The organism is Pelagibacterium halotolerans B2 (assembly GCF_000230555.1).
In the GTDB taxonomy this organism is placed as follows: Bacteria; Pseudomonadota; Alphaproteobacteria; order Rhizobiales; family Devosiaceae; genus Pelagibacterium; species Pelagibacterium halotolerans.
Map to the genome: position 1 here is coordinate 2,050,195 of NC_016078.1, position 16,981 is coordinate 2,067,175.

Sequence of the window (16,981 nt, forward strand, 5' to 3'; positions counted from 1 at the left end):
ATGCCGGGTACTGTCGGGGAGGATAGATGCAGCGCTTGAGCAAGACGTCCCGGATTGGGCTAGCCGGCATCGCCGCAACCCTTTTCGCCGGATCGGCATTCGCCCAGTCCTTCGATATCGTTCCGCGCGATCTCTACACCGAACGCATGCGCCAGGAAGGCAGCAAGCTCGTTTTCTGCATCAATCCCGAAGGTGTTCTGGCCGCATTCGAGCGTGACCTGGCGCAAGCCATAGGACAAAGCCTTCTGGCAGAGGTGGAATTTTATGAAGTCGGCGCCCGCGACTGGCCCACACGCCCGCTGCCGCTCGACTACCGCATCGTGCTGACCGAACAGCAGATGTTCATTATGCTGGCCCAGGAATGCGACGGCTTCATGGGGTTCCTTCTTTCGGCGAGCAATCCGGACTGGATGACCATCAGCCAACCCTATCTCAGCGCCCAGACGGTTCTGGTGACCCGCTCGGAATCGGCGGCACTGGCCGATATCCCCTTCGGCGAGACCATAGGCGTGCGCATGATGGCGGCGGGCGATAACCGCCTGATCCAGTATCTGGGCGCACAGGCCGAAGAGAGCACCTGGCGCCGCACGCCCTACCCCGACAACGAACTGATGCTCGAGCGGCTTATCGATGGTACGATCAGCGCCGGCATGATCTGGGAGTACGGACTGTTCGGTGCCACGGGGGGCGATCCGCAAGCAGCCGGGTTCAGCTATTCCTACGACCTGCCCTTTCCAGTGGACCCGATTGAAATCGGCATAGCCACGCGGGCCGAAGATACATATCTCAACACTGTGTTGTCCGAAGCCATCGATGCGCTTGAGGCCGACGGTACAATCGAGATGCTGTTGGCCGAGAACGGGCTGACCGACGCGAACGGCAATTGAGAGATGACGGTTCCGGGGTTCATGCATGACGTCGCCGCGAAGGCTTGCCGATGTTCGATCTGAGCTTTCTGCAGCTTTTGACACGGGCCATCGCCACAATCGTGGTTCTGACCCTGATGGGCTTTTCCGTAGCGGGTTTCGCACGGCTTCTGGGCGATCGGGGGCCCGCCTATGACGGCAAGCTGACCCTCAATCCCTTCGTGCATGTCGACATATTCGGGCTCCTGTCGGGCATGGTGGCACGCACAGGATGGATAAGGCCCGTTGCGGTCGATCCGGCCGGTGGCCGGTTGGGACGCGCCACCCCTGTCGTTGTCGCGCTCCTGACCATGGCAGCGATCTTCCTGTTCGGCCGTCTCGTACTGCTCGCCCTGCCCTGGGTGGCGACCTCCTGGCCAACCAGCAGCGCGGCCTTTACCGATGCGACCATACGGATGATGGCCGACGTCGCCGGGTGGACGCTGGCCCTCAACATCATCCCCATACCGCCGTTTCTTGGTGGCTATCTGCTTTTGGCACTGGCGCCTGGGGCATATCAATGGCTGGTCAGGCGGCATCTCTATGTGTCGATTGTCCTGACCGTTCTGGCCGTCCTCACCTATCGCAGCCTTCCGGCAACGTTCTTCGGTGATCTGGCCCGCCTGCTTGGCGCACGGTGACCCATGGCCGAAATCGCCCTGACAGATCCGATACTTTCGCCCCTGCACCGCGTCATCGCCCGGCGCCGGGCCCGAACGCTCGCGCGGATCGCCGTCTCCCTCGCTTTGTCAGTGACCGTCGCATTGCTGGTCGTCATCGCTCTCGACCGCTTCGGGCGGGTATCGATCGATGCCCCGCCGGTCCTGCTCGCCGTTGGGCTGGCGACCTTGCTGACGGCGGGATGTGTTGCCTGGATGCGGCGCAGGACGGCGGTCGAGGAGGCATTTTTCATCGACAAGGCGAGCGGGCTCGATGAGGCCTATGGCACCGCTGTCGAGCTGGTCCAGAATCCGGGATCACTGAACAGGCCGGTGCCGGCCGAGCTGGTCGGATCGGTCCGCAACCGCCTCGACGGCCTTGCCCCCTCGCGGCTGGTAAAGCTCATGACTCCGGGCTTTGCCCTCGCTCTTGTCCTGACGGCGGCGACCGGGGTCGCGGCCTGGTGGCTGTTCCAGATACCCGCAGCGACGACTCCCCAGCCTGCTGTGGAGGCCCAATCCGAAGGCCTGCCCGCAGACAGCGAGACAATCTCGACTATCGCCGAGATACTGGCCGAGGATGCACAGGCGCGCGACGATCTGCTGCTCGGCGCCGTTGCCAGGACGCTGGCGGAACGGGCGCAGACCGCCGGTGCCGAGGGCCTTTCTGACGCGCTGGCCCGCGAGATCAATGACCTTCTCGATCAGGCGGCGGCGACCTATGGGGAGAACCCACCGGCCTGGCTCGGCGATAGCGAGGGAACGCGGCTCAATGAACTCGAGGCCGGTCTTGAAGCCATGCGCAACGCAACGGCACCTTCGCCCGCCCAGCCACTGGAGCCACCACAAGGGCGCGGCGATGCCGTACAGGCAACGCCCGAGGGTCCCGGCATGTATGAAGCGCGGCCCGAACTTGCCGAGCAATACGCCAATCGGTCCGATGACGAGCGGCTGGCCGATGCGGAAATCGTCTCCAATGGCGAACCACCGACCGATCTTGGCGGCGGTTCGTCCGGAGAAGGACCGCAATTGATGGAACCCCAGCAACTTCAATCCATCGGCAGCATTCCCGTCGGGGCTGCGCTGGAATCGGGTCGCGGCCTCTCAAACGCGGCCGGTTTGGGTGAACAGGACATGCAGGCCGACGACGCCTTTGCGCAACTGGGTGCCGAGCCGGGCGAAGATTTGGTGGTGAGCGCCGAGCCGCAATCGGGCGGAAGCCGGATCCGTATCGAGATCGTCCCGCAGGCGGCCGAAGACGGCGGAGCAAGCGCCGCCAACGCAATCGGCGGTCAAACGGGATCGGGGTCCTCCGAGCCCGTGGCGCGCGATTTCATCCCGCTCTCCGCCCGCGACATCACGGCCCGTTATTTCGAGCGCCCGGCTCAATGATCGGATTTGCCGCGCCCCTTTTTGCGATCCTGGCTCTCGCCGCGGGCTTTGTGTGGTTCCTGCACAGCCGCCGGGAATATCGACAGGTCGTGCCCAGCCTCACGCTCTGGCGGCAGTTGCAGACCCATGGGGGCCTGAAGCCCAAGGCGCGGCTGATCCCGCCGATCACGGTTCCGCTCCTCCTCCAGCTTCTGGCCGTTGCGCTTTTCACATTCGCCCTGACCCAGCCGTTCTGGGGCAATCGCGCCGTGCCCGACCATATGATCGTTGTGATCGACACCGGCGCTGGCATGCGCAACGGCACGGACGGAGAGACGGCGTTTGAAACAGCAAGGGCCGAGGTCCTTGCAGGACTTGGCAATTCCCAGCCATCGCCCGAAAAACTGTCGCTCATCGCGGCCGGGCCAAGACCCGGCTATGTCGCCGCCCGCTGGGCCTGGACCAGCGATGCGCTTGGCAGGGCCCTCGATGAGGTGTCGCTGACCGATGGCATCAGCGATTGGCATGAAACGGCCCGCCTCATTCCCGGTATTGCCCGGACCGACGAGGCCACGGAAGTTCTTTTCGTTTCACATCAATCCGCGCCCCAACACTTTGTCGATGCAATCGGCGACATTGCTCTCTCCGAGCACATCGTCGCAGCCGGCAGCGGCAATAGCGGCATCAGCGGAACACTGACCCTGAAGGACGCGGCAGCCAACATTTGGACGCTGGGTGGAGAGGCAGTGCTGAGTGGGGACCGCGAAAGCCTTTCCCTCACCGTGCAATATTCCGCCGAAAGCGGCAGGACGCCGCTCGACTGGGCGACCATCGCCCTCGACCGATCCGACGCGGAAAACGGGATAATCGCATTCTCACAGGATATCGAACTGCCCGGTCCGGGCATTGTGACGGCGTTTGTTCCGGCGGACGCCAACCCGCGCGACAATCGGCTGCGTTTCATTGCCGACCCCGAGAACGAAACGCTCGATATTCTCTATGTCGGCGATGGCGAGCAGCCCCTGCTTCGGGCACTCAACGCGGTGCCGGGAGTGCGGATATTCCAGGATTCTGCCCTGGGGGAACCGGCGGATGCGTTCGGGCTCGTCATTGTCGAAGGCGATCAGGCAACGACCGCACCGGCCACAAATTCGATCATAATCGAAACCGGCGGGGCGCCACTGGCCGATGCCGATCCCGACGACTGGACAACGGATCACCCGCTGGCGCGCGATATCGATTGGTCGTCCATTGAGATAACGGAGGCCCATACCCTCGCCGCCAATCCCGACGCCGCAACTCTGCTTTCCACCGGTGGGTCGCCACTGATTACCGCCGAGGCGACCGAGACTGGACGCCACATCCGCATCGGCTTCGATCCGCGCCAGTCAAATTGGCCCGAGACGAGCAGCATGCCGATCTTTGTCGCCAATCTCATCGACTGGCTTGGACGCAAACCCGGCGCGACGCCACCGGCCAGTTGCACGGTGGGGATGGTATGCCGGATCGATGCCCGTTTGCTGGGCCAGCCCCTCATCAACCTCGAAGCGCCCGGAACCGCTTCAGCGCGGGTGCCGCAGGGCGATTTTGTACCGCACGAGGTTGGGCTGTTTCGTGTCGGGCAGGGTGCGCTGACCCGCCTGTTGGCGGTCAATTCCGCTCCCCAGCAGCAAGCCCTCCCCGGCCCGCAGGGGTCCAATCCCGTGGACTGGCCACAAAGCTGGGCCCTCTGGCTGCTCGCAGCGGGCCTGTTCGTTGTGTTTGCGGAAGGTGCCCTTACCGCCCGCAAACAAGGCTGGCTGCCGCGTCTCTCCCTACTCCGGTTGACGACACTGGCTCTGCTCGTCGCCGCAATTGCCAATCTCCCCTGGCCATGGCCGGTGTCGCAGGCGAACGTCGTGGTCGTGACCGCTCAGCCCGATACGCTGCAGGAAATCGCCGCCGGTGGCCTGGGATCGCCCGAAATCGGGGGGCTGGCCACCGGTCCGGCGGCCTCCATCATTGCCGATCTGGGCACATCCGGTCCTGCTGCGCCCAATGTTCTGCGCCTTACCCACACGCGCCGTTCACTCGAACTTGCCGCCGCCATGATCCCGCCCGACCGGGACGGATACCTGGTTCTTGCCGGCGATTCCGCCTCCGATCCGGCGCTCGAACGCGCGTTGGCGGAACGGGGGATCATCGTCGATTATCTCGAAACGCCGCCGCTCGAGGAAGGGGAGGTGTTTGTCGGGCGCCTCGATGTGCCCGAGCAGGTCCTTTCGGGAGAGGCCATCCCGCTGACCGCGCTTGTCCACAGCGCCGATGTGCAGACGGTCAATATGGAGATCGTTTCAAACGGCGACGCCATTGCCAGCCAGGACATCGACCTCGCAGCCGGGCAGAACAGGGTCGAGGCCGTGCTGCCGGACATCGAAAGCGGCGAAAACCTTGTCGAGTTCCGTCTCGCGGCCACCGACGCCCACCCGCAAAACGATGCAATCGGCCAGGTGCTCTCGACCGCTCCGGTGCGGCCCGTCGCGATCATCTCCGCCGATCCGGCCCATGGCGAGGCTTTTCGCGGCCTTCTCGAAGACCAGGGGCTTGAAGCTGTGGTTTTCGAGCCGCGGCGGGCTCCATACTATCTCAAGGACTGGCTGGGATTCGGTGACATCGTCCTTCTCGACACCCCTGCGCTTTCCCTCACGACTTTGCAGCAATCGCTGATCGAAACGGCGGTCGAGGACTACGGCATGGGATTGTTGATCCTTGGTGGTCCGAACAGCTTCGGTCCCGGCGGCTATTTCGGCACGCCGCTGGAAGCCCTCTCGCCGCTTTCGAGCCGCGTGCCCCAGGATGCGCCCGAAGTCGTGATGGTTTTCGTTCTCGACCGCTCGGGTTCGATGCAGCAGCCGGTTGGCGAGGGAAACCGGCTCGACGTCGCCAAAAGCGCTACCATGGCCGCTACCGAACTGCTCAATCCTCAGAGCCGGGTCGGTATCATCGCCTTCGACGCCGAAGCGCGGGCCCTGCTGCCGCTCACCCGGCTGACCGACGCACCTGACGCCGTGCAATCCGCGCTTGAAGGGTTCGATCCAGGCGGCGGGACCGCGATCTATCCGGGGCTCCTTGAAGCGCTGGAAATGCTCGAAGGCATCGATGCGGCAGCCAAACATATAGTGGTGATGACCGACGGCCTGAGCCAGCCCGGCGATTTCCCCGGTATTGTCGGCAGGTTGCGCGCCGAAGGCGTGACGGTTTCCGCCGTGGCGATCGGCCAGGGCGCCGATACGACGGTTGCCCGCACCATCGCCGATCTCGGTGGCGGTGCGGCGCATGTGACCGCGGATTTCGAGGCCCTTCCCTCGATCCTTTCTCAGGAAGCGATGCTGCTCGCCTCCCCGGTCAAGGAGGGCCCCACGCAACCAATCTGGCAGGACCGCAGCGCCAATTTTCTCCAGGCGCTCCCTGCACAATTGCCGCCGCTCGCCGGCTTTGTCGGCACCACCGCCAAGCCCGATGCCGAGTTGGTGGCAACCACGACCGATGACGAAGGCCGCGATATGCCCGTGCTCGCCTTTTGGCGCTACGGTAACGGCATGGTGATGGCGCTGACCACCGACGCCACGGGCCCTTGGTCGGACGCCTGGCAGCGCCTGCCTCAATACGGCGCGCTGTGGAACGACATCCTGCTCCAGTTCCAGCCCACCACACCGCGGCCGGGCCTGACACTGACCACGGCAAGCGATGGCGACTATCTCGACCTGCGTGTCAGCGCGCTTGACGAGGATGGTTTGCCGCTGACGGGCCGCTCGCTGGTGGCAACGATCGAGCCGCCCCAAAATCGAGACGCGGAAACCACGGCACTGACCGAGGTCCGTCCCGGGCTCTATGAGGGCCGCCGCGTGCTCGATGCTGTGGGCCGCTACGGCCTCAGCATCGACCAGGGCGAGAACGCCGAACCTATCCAGACGTCCTATTACCATTCCTACGATACGCGCTATGATTTCTCGCGCAACGGAGGAGCACAAGCGCTGGCCCGTGCGACAGGAGGAATGGCGATAACACCCGAAGAGATTTCGACGCTGGGTGCCGGCCTTTCACTTGCATGGCTGCACAATTGGCCGGTATGGGCCCTGATGGCATTCGCCGTCTTTCTCATCGATCTCGGCCTGCGCTATCGCCGCTTTTCGGCCCGGCGCAAAACCGGACCAGAACCGACCCGACATCAGCCCTCGCGCCAAGGAGCAACAACCTCATGACTGCGATCTCGCCACACACACAGGCCGAAGACGGCGCCGCCCAACTCGCCGCGCTGCGGCAAGCTCTCGTCAGGACCCGGGCATCGATCGCGACAACGGTGATCGGTCAGCAGAGCGTTGTCGATCTCATGCTGATCGCCTTGATGGCCGGTGGGCACGTCTTGCTCGAAGGCCCTCCAGGCGTAGGCAAGACACTTATGGTACGCTCGCTGGCCAGGGCCGCCGGCCTCACATTTTCGCGCGTGCAGTTCACGCCGGACCTGATGCCCGCCGACATTACCGGCGCTTCGGTGCTGGTTCCCGGCGCCGATGGGCGCACCCAGCTCGAATTCCGCAAGGGCCCGATCTTTGCCCAGTTGCTTCTGGCAGATGAGATAAACCGCGCCACCCCACGCACCCAGTCGGCCCTGCTCGAAGCCATGCAGGAGGGCACGGTTTCAGCCGGTGGAACCACAATGGACCTGCCCCAGCCCTTTTTCGTACTGGCCACGCAGAACCCCATCGAGATGGAAGGCACCTATACGCTGCCCGAGGCCCAGATCGACAGGTTTCTGTTCCGCATCGACGTGCCCTACCCCGACCAGGACGTGTTGACGGGCATTCTGACCGCGACGACCGGCACCGAAAAGGACAAGCTGACACAGGCGATGACGGCATCCGATATCATCGCGCTTCAGGGCCATGTCCGCTCGGTTCCCATCGCCACCGCCATCCAGCAGGCCGTTGCCCGGTTCTGTCTGGCAACGCAGCCGGGTGGCGAAACGGCAGACAAGGACGTTTCGCGCTATGTCCGGTTCGGGGTCAGCCCGCGCGGCGCGCAGTCGCTTGTGATTTCAGCCAAGGCGCATGCCTTCATGGCCGACCGCAACCATGTGTCGGTCGCCGATTTGCGGGCCGTGCTGCTGCCGGTGATGCGCCATCGCGTGCAGGTCAATTTCGAAGGCCGGGCCGCCAATATCGATATCGACAAATTGCTGCTGCGCCTGTTCGACCAGACAATGGGCAAGCTCTGATGCGCCCACCGTCCGCCCTTCTCGAACGCTTAACGACCAGCCGCTTGCTGCCGGCATTTGCGCAGCCATCTGTCGGCACCGGCGAGCGCCGTTCGCGCCGGAAGGGGCCGGGCATGGAATTTATCGACCACCGCCCCTACCAGACGGGCGATGACACGCGCCATCTCGACCCGCACCTCTACGCACGGACAGGCGAATTCGTTGTGCGCGAATATTCGCTCAACCAGCAATTGCCGGTGACCATCGTCCTCGATCTTTCCGGATCGATGGCGGCGGGAAAGGGGGAAAAGCGCGAGCGCGCCAAGCTCGTTGCTCAATTGTTGGGTTTTGCCGCTCTGGCCGGCGGGGATCGTGTTCAAGTTGTCGTACCGGGCGACAAGGGCAACAAATTCTCTCCCCGATGGCACGGTGCGGCACGGGCCGATTTGATGTTTGACTGGATTGCCAAAGAGCAGGATGCTGGTCGAAGCGATTTTCAGGATGCGTTGCGGACGCTGCGCCGAAACCTGCCGTCCCATGGCCTCGTGATAGCTATCAGCGATTGGTGGGACGGCGACATCAGCCCTGTCCTCGACATCCTGTTTTCCGCCGGGCATGAAGTCCTGGCCGTGCAGATCCTGACACCACAGGAAATCGACCCGGCGGGCATCGAAACCGGCATCGTGACCATCGAGGATGCGGAAACCGGTGAGGAACTGGAACTGGCCATCGACGCGGGCCTGCTCAGCCGCTATCGCAAGCTGTTTGCCGCGCGGCAGGAGGAATTGCGCGGGCTTTTCAATTCGAAGCACTGGCATTTCGTGACGGTTTCAACCGACGATGATATCAGCCAGCTATTCACCCGTACGCTACGGGCACAGGGAGTTCTTTCATGAGCGATGATGCCGCCGGCGCCCCCGCAATCCTGGTCGAAGGTGTGTCCAAACGCTTCGGCCGTGTGCTGGCGCTCGACGACGTGTCGCTGTCGGTGCCGCAGGGGGAGACATTTGCCCTGCTCGGTCCCAACGGTGCCGGCAAGACCAGCCTGATCGATATCCTGTGCACCATAAGCAAGCCCGATGGCGGGCGGGCCGAAATCGCCGGTATCGACGTCGTGAAACACCCGCTGCGGGCGCGGCGCCAACTCGGCGTGGTCTTTCAGGAGGCAACGCTCGATACGCGACTTTCCGTTTTCGAGAATCTCGATTTTCACGGCATGGTCTATCAGATGAGCCGGGCCGACCGGCGCAGGCGCATCGAGGAAATGCTTGCCCTTGTCGAGCTTTCCGACTGGCGCGATGCAGTGGTGCGCACGCTCTCGGCCGGCATGCGGCGGCGGCTGGAAATCGCACGCGGGCTGATGCACGAGCCAAAAATCCTGTTTCTCGACGAGCCGACCGTGGGGCTCGACGCCCAGTCGCGGGCCAAGATCTGGTCTTATCTTGAACAGCTCCGGGCCAGCCAGAACCTGACCATCATCGTGACCACTCACTATATCGAGGAGGTCGATACCTGTGACACGATCTGCATCATCGATCACGGCAAGATCCTGGCACGCGGCACACCCGAAGCGCTCAAGGCCGCCCACGGCACCAGCCTGTTCCGCGTGACCCCCCGCACGCCTCAGGCCCATGCGGCCCTCATCGAGCGCTACCCCGGAACGGTGGAAGGCGCCGAGGGGCAATTGCTCATAAAGGCAGAAAATGCCGGCAGCGCCGATGCCCTGCTCGCCGAGTTCGGAACCCAGTTGCGCCAGGTCTCTGTCGATCAACCGAGCCTTGAGAGCGTATTCTTGTCCCTCACCGGCCGAGATCTGCGCGAAGCGCCGCCTGCCGCAGGCAAGAAACGGGGGCGTGGATGAGCCAGCCCGCACCAAAAGCAATGGCCGTACAGCACGGCGAAGATCCCGGCCCGTGGCTGGTGGCGGCAACCCGCATCGGGTTTCTCGCGCTTTTGATCGTCCTCTGGTGGATCGCCTCGGTCAACGTGGCGCGCAACATAATCCCCTCGCCCTGGGCGACGCTACTGGCCGCTGGCGGCCTGTTGCAGGAAGGAAGGCTGCAAACGGCCTTTATCGATTCCGTTTCGATCTATCTTTCCGGCTATGGCCTGGCCATTCTCTGTGCCATCCCGCTCGGGGTTGCCATGGGTGCCTTCAACCTGTTTGGCCGCACGCTGGAAATCTATGTCTATGCGCTCTCGGCCACCCCTCGCGTCGCCTTCATCCCGCTCATCATCGTGCTGCTGGGTTTGGGCAGCGAGGCCAAGGTGTTCATTGTGTTTCTGGGCGCCGTAATGCCCATTCTCATCAACACCTACGCCGGCGTGCGCCAGTCCGATCCCGAGCTGATCGAAATGGCGCGTTCGGTCGGCGCGGGGCGCTTTCGAATCTTCACCCGAATCGTCCTGCCCGGCGCAGTGCCTTATGTCATAGTCGGCCTGCGTCTTGGCGCTACGATCGGACTTATCAACACCGTCGTTGCCGAGCTCTATACGGCCGTCCGCGGCCTGGGCGGCCTTCTGGCCGTCTATGGCAACACATTCAGGATGGCGGAATATTTCGTCATCGTCCTTTCGCTGGCAGTCATCGGAGTCATCGTGACCGAGGGGCTGCGTTTTGTCGAACTGCGCCTTGCCAAATGGCGGCGCTGAAACCCAAAGGGAGAGAGTAAATGACCACGAAATCAATGATGCTGGCTCTGGCCGGATCGGTCGCGAGCCTGGCCCTGATGACAGGCGCCGGACTGGCGCAATCGAGCGAGCCGTTCCGCCTGATCCTCACCCATCTCGAGCCGCCCCTGGTGCCGAACTCGGTAATGGATCTGGCCGCCGAGCTGGGCTATTTCGAAGCTGAAGGCGTCGATGTCGAACTCGTTCGCGTCCAGCAGACACCCTCCGCCATCGCCGCGCTGCAGTCGGGCGAAGGGGAAATGGCCAATATCGGTGTCGATGCGCTCTTGCAGGTGATCCACAATGGCGCCACCGATTTCCGCGCCGTGACCTCGCCCAACAAATCCTTGCCGTTCCTCATCGCCTCCAAGGACGATATCGCAACGCCCGCCGATCTGGCAGGCCGCAGCTTTGGCGTTGGACGGGTGGGAAGCCTCGACCACTCGCTTTCGACATTGGTGCTGTCGAGCCAGGGCGTTTCCATAGATGATTCCGAGATTGTCTCGCTCGGCCAGCCCGATATCCGTGCACAGGCGCTCCTTGCCGGACAGGTTGACGCAACCACGATGTCCATCGGCGTGTGGAGCGAATTGCCCGATACCCAAGGGCTGCATGTGCTGATCGACCAGGACACCTATTATGAGGGCGCTCCGGTGGTCAACAAGGTCAACGCCGTCTCGGGCGACGTTCTGGCCGAACGGCCCGAGGACGTCGAAGCGGTGATCCGGGCGCTGACCAAGCTGTCGCGCGACTTTGCCAAAAACCCCCAGATGTGGGTCGACGCAATGATCGAAGTGCGCCCCGACGTCAGCCCCGAAGTGCTCGAAATGCTGGCGGAATCCTTTGCCGGAAGCTGGAGCGTCAACGGGGGCATGAGCGTCCAGGAGTTGGGCTTTACCAGCGACTGGCTCTATGAAACCGAAGACTTCGCCAACTTCGAGCAGCTCGCGCTCGAAGACTGGGTCGATTTCGGGCCGGTCGATGCCGTTCTTGCCGAACTGGGCACTGACGAAACCATGGACCCCGCCGATAGATGAGTGTCGTCCGTTTCCCGGGAGGTAACCGCGTGGCAACCGAGCCGCAGGGCCAAAAAACCCTGCTTACGTTCTCCGATGTCGAGAAGCGCTTCGTGCAGCCGGACGGCACCGTCAACACGGCCATTGATGGCGTTTCCCTAAATGTCGCCGAACGCGAATTCGTTGCCCTTATAGGTCCCTCGGGATGTGGCAAGACGACAGTTCTGCGGCTGGCCAACGGCCTGATCGCTCCCGACGCGGGGGCGATCGGGATTGATGGTCAGCCACCCCGGCCCGGGCCCGATATGGGGTTCGTCTTTCAGGCCTTTCGCCTGATTCCCTGGGCCAGCGCGCAGGCCAATATCGAATTTGCGCTCGAAAGCCTCGAGATTTCCAAAGCCGAGCGCGCCGAGCGCGCCCGGCACTATCTCGACCTCGTCGGCCTTTCACGGTCGGCCAAAGCCTACCCCGCTCAACTTTCGGGTGGCATGAAGCAGCGCGTGGCCCTGGCCCGCGCGCTGGCGGGAGAACCGCGCGTGCTTTTGATGGACGAGCCGTTTGCGAGCCTCGATGCGCAGACGCGCGAATTGATGCAGGGCGAGTTGCTTGCCATCTGGCGGCGGTTGACCCCAACCGTGATGTTTGTCACCCACAGCGTCGATGAAGCCCTGGTGCTGGCCGATACGATCGTGGTGATGGGCGCGGGCAAAGTGCTCGAAACCATCAAGATCGATCTGCCGCGTCCCCGGCTTACCGTCGAGATGCGTGCCGATCCGCGGTTCCTCGAATTGCGGTCTTATCTCTGGAACCGCATCCGCGACCTCGTTCTCACCGACCCGGCCTCCGAATTCTTCGGCCGCAATCTCAATGAATAGGAGCTCCCGATGACCGCCATATGGGGACAACTGGTCGGCGTCTATGCCATCTGGCTGCGCGAGGTCAAACGCTCTCTGCGCGACAAGGGCCAGTTGATCGGCGGCATCAGCCGGCCATTGCTGTGGGTGCTGATCCTCGGCATCGGCCTCAATCCCTATTTCCGCGGCGAAGTCTATGGCGAAGTGCGGTTCGTGGTGCCCTACACCTATCTCCAGTTCATCTTCCCCGCCGTTATCGTCCTCAACATTCTCTACACCTCAATCCAGTCGGCCGTTTCGCTCATCTGGGACCGCGAATTCGGATTCCTGCGCGAGGTGCTGGTCTCGCCCATGTCGCGCAACATGGTGCTGCTGGGCAAGGTTCTGGGCGGTGCGACCACCGCTGTCATCCATGGCTGCATGGTGCTCGTCGTCGCGCGCTTTGTCGGCGTAATTCTGACGTGGGAAACCATCCTTGCGGCCATTGGCCTGATGTTCGCCCTTGCGTTCGGGCTGACCGCCTTCGGCATCGTCATTGCCAATTACGTTCGGGGCTTCGAGAGCTTCGGGGTGTTTTCCAACGCGGTGATCCTGCCGCTCTATTTCACCGCGAGTTCGGTCTTCCCACTCGATCCGGCATTGACCCGTGCCCAGACGCTGGTCACCTATCCCGAATGGCTGGTCATCATCGTCGAGCACAATCCGCTGACCTATGCCGTTGACGCGATGCGCGGCATCCTCATCAAGTTCAACCAGTTCGATCCTGCGCTGGGCTTTCAGGTCGTGGGCATCATGGCCGTGGGGCTGTTCCTGCTGGCCATGTGGGAGTTCCGGAAAGTCTGATGTCCGCCACCGCCCCCACAGGTCCGCGAAAGCGGCATTGGTTGTTCGACATGATTCCGCTGGCACTCTGCTTTGCGCTGCTGTTTGCCGTGAGTTTTCTGCCGCCCGACAATGCGCGCCATGAAGTCGACCGCCTCGGTCGTTTGAGCGTGTGCATGCCCAACCTCTACCCGCCGCTGGTAACCGATAATGCGGATATGCCGGGTTTCGAAGTCGAATTGATGCAGGAAATCACCGAACGGTTGGGCTGGCGGCTCAATATCGTTTCGAACGCGTCGATGGGTCGAGACTTCAATCCCCGCAACTGGCGCATCAACCGCGCCCAATGCCAGATGCTGGCCGGCGGGATCGCCATCAATTCAACAACGAGCTCGTTCCTCGACACAACCCAGCCCCATCTCGTGACCGGATGGGCTCTGGTTGCTCCCCCCGGCGCCACCATCGATACGGTGGAAAGCCCGGTGGGCTTCATGGCGGGCCTCACCGGCCTCGACCGCATCGGGCTTGGCCAGTATATCCGCCAGCGCGGCATCACAGCGACCATCGTCAACGACGCTGCGACCCTGCGCACGCGCATGGAGGCTGGCGACTATGACGCCGCGATCACCGAAGCGCTTCTGGCCAGCACCACTTTTTCCGACACTGATCTGGCGATCACAGTGCTGGGCACACCACTTGAACGCATTCCGCTTGGAATGGGGTTCTGGAAGGGCGACCTGACGCTGAAGCGCGCAGTGGAGTCGGCGGTTGCCGACATCCGGGCCGACGGGACATTGGCCCAACTGGCCGAGCGCTACGATCTGGACGCAGGCATCCTATGCCCATCGGAAACCGGTCGCTGCTGAACGGCGGACGCACGTTTCAGGCGCGATCGCTCGACCGGTGGGAAAGCTGGTGCCTTGCAGATCCTATTTCGGGACGACGCGCATGAATCCTGCAAAGAACCCCGCCAGCTCGTCATATGCGTCGATGGGCAGCACATGCGCGACATACTGGTCCGGCCTTACGACCAACAGACAGCCCCGTTGCCTGTCGATACCGCGCATCTCGAAAATATCCCCCTTCCGCGGATCGGGACAGAACATTTTCTCATAGTCGATCAGTCCCAGTTTTCCCTTACGCGGCAGCAGAAATTCCGGCATGGCCTCGAGCGCCAGCTTTCTGTGATCCTGCTGGAAGACGGCACGCACATCAATGATGGCGTCGATGTCCTCACCAGCCGGCGTATGAGTACGAACCGGCGAGTTGCCGGCCCCTGCCAGGAACCGGCAAAGTGCCCTGATCCTGCCTCCTTCAAGCGTTGGGTCCTCGTGGGGAGCAAAGGCATAAAGACGCCACCGCGCGTCCGCCAAAAGCGTGTGCCCGAGTTCCATGGCTTTCGCATCGGTGAGCCGCACAACCGGAGCCGAGTGAAAGCGTGTGCCGATTTCAAAGCCTGTTGCAAGGTCTTGCCATGCATCGGAACCTGTTAGCACCGACGGCGTGTAAGTTACCGACATGCCCGCCGTGTAGCGGCCATGCTGTATGAAGTAGCGCTGGAACCTGGGCTCCTCCCCGTTCTCGCCGTCGCCCTGTTCGGGACGCTCGCTCATGATGCGCGACCATTCCCTGTCGAACGCGATAAGGTCCTGCGCCACCGCCTGGCGCTCGGCGGAATAGCTGTGAAGAATATCCGGCTCGCACCGGCCCGTGAGCACCGAAACCAGCTTCCAGCCAAGATTGAAGGCGTCTCCCATCGAAACGTTCATCCCCTGCCCGGCCTTGGGACTGTGGGTGTGGCAGGCGTCGCCGGTGATAAAGACACGCGGCAGGCGCTGGGTTGCCTCGTCGTGGGGGACATCGTCGAACTTGTCGGTGAGCCGCTGCCCGATCTCGTACACCGACCACCAGGCGACCTCCCGGACATCGAAGCTGTAGGGATGCAAAATGCGTTGAGCGGCCGCGATAAGTTGGTCGATGCCGATATTGCGACTGGCCACCCGTTCGCCCGCAGAGAGCTTGTCCAACTCGATATAGAGCCGGGTGAGATACCCGCCTTCGCGCGGTATGACGATGATATTGCCTTCGTTTTCCGACTGAATCAGCGTCTTGCACCGAATGTCGGGAAAATCGGTAACCGCCAGCACATCCATGACGCCCCAGGCCTGATTGGCCGAATCTCCGACAAGCTCGCGCCCTATCGCCTTGCGGACACCGCTCCGCGCGCCGTCGCTTCCCACGACATAACGCGCGCGAACGGTGATCACTTCACCTTTCCGGTCTCCGTCCTGCCGTTCAAGGGTGACCTTTACCGGGCAGTCGCCAGCCGCCTCGTCGATTTCCAGATCGACGAACTCCAGACCATAGTCCGGCACCAGCCGCGATGCGGATTTTGCCATGATTTCGAGATACATATCGTGTACGCGCGCCTGATTGAGGATCATGTGGGGCATCTCCGAAAGCCCCTCCTCCACATCCTCAATCCGGCCATTGCGCACAATCGATCCCGGCCGGCCCGGATCGGGCTTCCAGAACGTGGTTTCATTGACCCAATAGCCCTGCTTGAGGACCTTTTCGGCAAAGCCGAAGGCATTGAACATTTCCATCGAACGGCAGGAAATGCCGTCGGCTTGTCCCTTTTCCAGGGGACCGGACCGGCGCTCGACAATGCGTGTACGAATTTCGGGAAAGGCCGCCAGTTGCGCCGCCAGGGTCAGCCCCGCCGGACCGGCGCCCACGATGAGGACATCGACTGTATCGGGAAGATCACCCTGTCCGGCTTCCCTGCCGGGGGCGGCATCGCTTATGTCGGGATCGCCAGGACGAAAACCATTGAAATGATACTGCACGCCTCACTCCTCGCAAATTTAGTATGTGTACTTATTATATTGATGTTCTTCGCGCCCGGTCAACATTAAAAGTAGGGCCGAGGGTGCGATTTCGTTATTCTGATCGCCAGATTCGATGCTGAACGGAGGCCGAGGGAGACGCCGGATGTATATGAGTTCGAAAATGCCGGGACACCTGATCCGTCGTCTGCACCAATACTCGACGCAGGTGTTCCTGCAGCGTGCCCGCGAGGCCGGTTTTGACCTGACCCCCGTTCAGTTCGCTGCGCTCGACGCACTCCGCGATCGGCCGGGCACCGACCAGGCCGGGCTTGCCGAAGCCATCGGGAAGGATCGGGCCACAATCGGCGCCGTCGTCGATCGTCTGGAGCAGAAAAACCTTTTGAAACGCGATGTGAGCACAAGCGACAGACGAGCCCGCGTCCTCAGCTTGACCGACAGAGGTGAGACCCTCCTCTCCGAGGTGCTCCCTCTTGTGGAACGCCTTCAGAAGGAAATTCTGCCCGGACTCGACGACGCCGAATACGAGCAGTTCATAGCCCTTGCCGCCAAGGCCGCCGCAGCAGCGCGGGCTTTAGACGAACAATAGGTCTTGCCCTGGA

At 62.6% G+C, this 16,981-nt stretch carries 14 protein-coding genes; 13 read left to right on the forward strand and 1 reads right to left on the reverse strand.

All coding sequences use genetic code 11. From position 1 onward, the window contains the following. Nucleotides 1-35 precede the first annotated feature (35 nt). The 12 genes from KKY_RS10035 (at nt 36) to KKY_RS10090 (ending at nt 14,396) form a co-directional block, all read left to right on the forward strand. Nucleotides 36-887, forward strand: coding sequence for a substrate-binding periplasmic protein (locus KKY_RS10035; protein ID WP_158308066.1), 852 nt, complete (start codon nt 36-38; stop codon nt 885-887). A 50-nt stretch (nt 888-937) separates the two neighbouring features. After that, a complete protein-coding gene (locus tag KKY_RS19590) occupies nt 938-1,546 on the forward strand; it encodes a zinc metalloprotease (RefSeq protein ID WP_014131229.1) in 609 nt (202 codons plus the stop codon). A 3-nt stretch (nt 1,547-1,549) separates the two neighbouring features. Next, nucleotides 1,550-2,956: a hypothetical protein gene (locus KKY_RS10045; protein ID WP_014131230.1), complete on the forward strand. Its 1,407-nt coding sequence runs from the start codon at nt 1,550-1,552 to the stop codon at nt 2,954-2,956. After that, a complete protein-coding gene (locus KKY_RS10050) occupies nt 2,953-7,176 on the forward strand; it encodes a VWA domain-containing protein (RefSeq protein WP_014131231.1) in 4,224 nt (1,407 codons plus the stop codon). Before KKY_RS10045 ends, KKY_RS10050 begins: the two co-directional genes overlap by 4 nt. Beyond that, on the forward strand, nt 7,173-8,189 hold the full coding sequence (locus KKY_RS10055; protein ID WP_014131232.1) for an AAA family ATPase: 1,017 nt from the start codon (nt 7,173-7,175) through the stop codon (nt 8,187-8,189). The genes KKY_RS10050 and KKY_RS10055 overlap by 4 nt, the downstream gene beginning before the upstream one ends. A gap of 113 nt (nt 8,190-8,302) precedes the next feature. Then, on the forward strand, nt 8,303-9,064 hold the full coding sequence (locus KKY_RS10060; RefSeq protein ID WP_014131233.1) for a DUF58 domain-containing protein: 762 nt from the start codon (nt 8,303-8,305) through the stop codon (nt 9,062-9,064). Beyond that, entirely contained in the window at nt 9,061-10,029 is a 969-nt protein-coding gene (locus KKY_RS10065; RefSeq protein ID WP_014131234.1) for an ABC transporter ATP-binding protein, read from the forward strand. Before KKY_RS10060 ends, KKY_RS10065 begins: the two co-directional genes overlap by 4 nt. Beyond that, a complete protein-coding gene (locus KKY_RS10070) occupies nt 10,026-10,820 on the forward strand; it encodes an ABC transporter permease (protein WP_014131235.1) in 795 nt (264 codons plus the stop codon). The genes KKY_RS10065 and KKY_RS10070 overlap by 4 nt, the downstream gene beginning before the upstream one ends. Nucleotides 10,821-10,840: 20 nt before the next feature. Beyond that, nucleotides 10,841-11,875, forward strand: coding sequence for an ABC transporter substrate-binding protein (locus KKY_RS10075; protein WP_014131236.1), 1,035 nt, complete (start codon nt 10,841-10,843; stop codon nt 11,873-11,875). 29 nt (nt 11,876-11,904) lie between these two features. After that, nucleotides 11,905-12,729, forward strand: coding sequence for an ABC transporter ATP-binding protein (locus tag KKY_RS10080; protein WP_014131237.1), 825 nt, complete (start codon nt 11,905-11,907; stop codon nt 12,727-12,729). Nucleotides 12,730-12,738: 9 nt separating this feature from the next. Continuing rightward, on the forward strand, nt 12,739-13,551 hold the full coding sequence (locus tag KKY_RS10085) for an ABC transporter permease (protein ID WP_014131238.1): 813 nt from the start codon (nt 12,739-12,741) through the stop codon (nt 13,549-13,551). After that, on the forward strand, nt 13,551-14,396 hold the full coding sequence (locus KKY_RS10090) for a substrate-binding periplasmic protein (protein ID WP_041528695.1): 846 nt from the start codon (nt 13,551-13,553) through the stop codon (nt 14,394-14,396). The genes KKY_RS10085 and KKY_RS10090 overlap by 1 nt, the downstream gene beginning before the upstream one ends. A 63-nt stretch (nt 14,397-14,459) precedes the next feature. On the opposite strand, the gene KKY_RS10095 is transcribed toward KKY_RS10090, so the two are convergent. Beyond that, nucleotides 14,460-16,379 carry an FAD-binding monooxygenase gene (locus KKY_RS10095; RefSeq protein WP_014131240.1) on the reverse strand — a complete coding sequence of 640 codons (1,920 nt, stop codon included), beginning with the start codon at nt 16,377-16,379 and terminating at the stop codon, nt 14,460-14,462. A gap of 145 nt (nt 16,380-16,524) precedes the next feature. On the opposite strand from KKY_RS10095, the gene KKY_RS10100 reads away from it, so the two are divergent. Then, on the forward strand, nt 16,525-16,968 hold the full coding sequence (locus tag KKY_RS10100; protein WP_014131241.1) for a MarR family winged helix-turn-helix transcriptional regulator: 444 nt from the start codon (nt 16,525-16,527) through the stop codon (nt 16,966-16,968). Nucleotides 16,969-16,981 lie beyond the last annotated feature (13 nt).